Here is a 3,297-nt window from a genome sequence, read left to right as displayed (position 1 = left end):
ACGACTGGCAACAACGTAGAAACCAGAAGATTTACCACCAGAGGTTTTACACGACGCTGCAAACCATGCGGAACCAAAATGCCACAAACCAGTTTGAGCCAAAAGGTTTGACTACTTGAGGTTTACGACAATGTAACTTCCTGGCCTGCAAAAAACCTGAAACTTTGCACGCTGCAGAAAACCTGCACCCTTCCCCACCAACTGATCGACAGAAAAGATGGAATGGAGACTGATCTCTGTGCTGGCGCAGCAAAAGGAAACTGGTACGCTACCGCCTGTCAGCTTGGGAATATCAAACAGCAAACGACGATTTTGACGCTGGCATAAAAGAAGGAATATACGACCAAAATCTATCGCCAGCTTGCAAAACGAAGACTACCGATTTCTTATGAACTTTTAGATGGAACAGAATAAAAAAACTACCAACGCTGAAAAACTCTCAGGTTTGCAACTCTGGTAGAAACACAGCAGCTAACGCCAAATTAAGCGGCGCCGCCACAGGCGGCGTCCGGTGGAGCGCAGCGGAACGAACTTGAATTTATTGTTAGCTGCGGATGAAAACAAAAGAATGATATAAATAAAATTTACTTAGACTTTGGTATTTCTTTGTACCGAGAATAGTCATATTCAATCAATATAGGGTGTAGAAAATAATCGTAACTATCTTTTTCAATTGTACCGTGTATATATTGAACAGAGTGAAGTACATCCGAAGCAGAAAAGTTTTTTTCCCACTCTGGGGTTTTGAATTCTGTAAACTTATAAACGGATAAGAAAATCCTACACTCTGCAAAATCTTCAAAAACAGTTTCAGCGAAAGTATTAAATTGTATCAAAAATAATTTAACTTCTTTCTTATTACTTTTAAGATATGATTCATTTTCAATTTTTAGTAAAGAAAGAATTTTTCGATGCTTTGAAATTTCATCGTGTACTGACTTAACTAGAACATCACAATGTTGTTTCATTGTTTCTATTTCATTGTCACTCAGTCTTTCACATTCACATGCAGCTACACTGATTGATAAAGCCAAAGTAAATGTACAGACAACAGTTAATTTTCCCAAGCTTCACCTCTTTTCAATAATAATAATAATATGAAAATGCTATAGATATTGTTTCAAAATTAATGTCTGAATTGCTGATAGCAGCTAACGCCAAAATGTGCGGCGCGCCGCAGGCGCGTCCGGTGGAGCGCAGCGGAACGAACACGATTTTTTTGTTAGCTGCGTAAGCCCGTANCTGGCCAGCCTGCACAATTGTTTAGAGCCAAAACCTGCCGCGTTGAAAAACTCTCAGGTTTGTAATTCTGGTAGAAACACAGCAGCTAACGCCAATTTCAGGGGCGCCGCAGGCGTCCCCTGGAAATTTTTGTTATGTGTAAATATGCACTGAACTCCATATGCCAAGAATTTTTCTTTTCTGATCTGGCTTATTGAACTCTCTATAAATTTTCTTAAACTCAGCGCTTTCCATTATATTTAAAAAAAGTTTCTTATTGAGAATTTTGGGGCTTATGGGTTCTTCAAAAACCACAATACTTGTTTCTTCTTTAGGGGTTTTCTCGAATCCTAATACTCTTGATGGAGGGTAGACATCTTCACCATGAACCCTTATTAATAAATCACCGACTGTAGCACTTTTAATGAATGTTTCAGTATTTTTATATCGAACACTATTTAGGCAGTATTTCTCTTTATTTTGTACGTCTTCAGATGCCTTTTCTACTCCTACTTCATGAGCAGCATTTTCTTCTTCTGAGTAATCGTAATCGTTTATTTCTTGAACCCAAATACTTGAACCCAATTTCTCTTTTTTGGAGTCGCCTTTTATTACATCAGATTTTGGAGGCTTGAAAATTGATTGCAAATATTTTGCATACTCTGTGCTTATTGGTTCTAGTGCTAAAGAACGAATAAAACCTCTCGATTCTGATACGGTTTTATTATCACTGGTTTCGATCATGCATTCAGTTAAATTATTTTTAGAATTTAGCGATGCATTTGCACTTCCGATTAAAGCAATATTGCCGAATACATATACTTTAGCATGCAACCCATTATATGAGAAAACTTCAACACCATTTTCAATAAATTTTTCAATCTCAAATGGATTTGTAACACCAGTTCTCACATTTTTCTCGGATGCATCTACAACTAAAATATCATCTTCAGAAAGTTGTAATAATTTTGATGCTCCTTTTCCTAAATATGCACTCGCAACATATTTATTAGCATTAATTTTTGAGCTTTTTGAAATATAGCCCCAAACGTTGTCTGTTATAAGTTTCACTCAATACTTCCTTTTACACATAACGCCAATTTCAGGGGCGCCGCAGGCGTCCCCTGGAAATTTTTGTTATACGCGGTTCTAAGTTACGTTGTAGCCAAACTTCACTGTAAGGAGTTTTCTTTTCCAGAGGCTTTCTCGCTGAATCACTTCTTCTGGCACTAGTGAAGTAGATAGAACCTCTAAAATCGTGAATTTAAAATGATCTTTGAAATATTTTTCAGAATTGATGGAATACAATTCTTTTAGCTCTTTATTATTTCCGTGAAAACCATAAATATAATCTGACCATCGACCCCATATCCCCTGATTCCCATACGCAGAACCTACATAATGTTTACCAGTACTTGTATCTGTAATAAGGTAAACTCCGTAAACATTACTTAATGCAACCTTCCAGTCGTTCAGTTCATTTCTAATGATAATATCAATAGACTCAAAACTATTATTTATTCTATCGTATGATATGAACTTTTCACCCTGATATTTATGCTCATAAATCGAAGAAATTGATGTGTGTGAAAAAATGTAATCAGGTGTAAATACAGTTCCTCTTGTATTATCTCCTTTGTAGTTAATAACCAAACGTCCAATTAATTCCGAATAGGAATTTTCTAATTCAACGTCATAATATTCATTTTCTCGACCTACAATTCTATATATACCACCGAACAAAAATTTTGATCCTGATATCTGAGCAAATGAAGCAATTTTATCTTTTACAAACCTTTCTTTATTGTTACCACGATAAACTTGCCATGAACCCCATTCTTCTTGACTTCTTGCAAGTACATCTATTGGTCGAGTACCACCTGGTTCCTGTTTTGCAAGGTGAAATCTGTATTTTGAATTATCGTTCAAATCTGATAACAGAAGCTCTAAATTCATACTTCTCTCAATTGTGTGTGAGCGTATAACGCCAAAATGTGCGGCGCCGTAGGCGTCCGGTGCGCAGCACGAACACGATTTTATTGTTAGCTGCGGAAGCCCGTAAAATGGTTAAACCTT

General features: G+C 36.7%; 3 protein-coding genes. All 3 read right to left on the bottom strand.

Going from position 1 to position 3,297, the window contains the following annotated elements; translation table 11 throughout:
* Window positions 1-584 precede the first annotated feature (584 nt).
* The 3 genes from AKL11_RS23955 to AKL11_RS23945 all read right to left on the bottom strand — a co-directional run bounded on the left by AKL11_RS23955 (window position 585) and on the right by AKL11_RS23945 (window position 3,177).
* A complete protein-coding gene (locus AKL11_RS23955; protein ID WP_157673747.1) occupies window positions 585-1,067 on the bottom strand; it encodes a hypothetical protein in 483 nt (160 codons plus the stop codon).
* 307 nt (window positions 1,068-1,374) lie between these two features.
* On the bottom strand, window positions 1,375-2,292 hold the full coding sequence (locus tag AKL11_RS23950) for a phospholipase D family protein (RefSeq protein WP_067522844.1): 918 nt from the start codon (window positions 2,290-2,292) through the stop codon (window positions 1,375-1,377).
* 78 nt (window positions 2,293-2,370) lie between these two features.
* Window positions 2,371-3,177: a GIY-YIG nuclease family protein gene (locus AKL11_RS23945; RefSeq protein WP_067522812.1), complete on the bottom strand. Its 807-nt coding sequence runs from the start codon at window positions 3,175-3,177 to the stop codon at window positions 2,371-2,373.
* Between the last annotated feature and the right edge of the window lie 120 nt (window positions 3,178-3,297).

This window comes from Endozoicomonas ascidiicola (assembly GCF_001646945.1).
Taxonomy (GTDB): domain Bacteria; phylum Pseudomonadota; class Gammaproteobacteria; order Pseudomonadales; family Endozoicomonadaceae; genus Endozoicomonas; species Endozoicomonas ascidiicola.
This window is presented reverse-complemented; position numbering and strand designations above follow the sequence as displayed.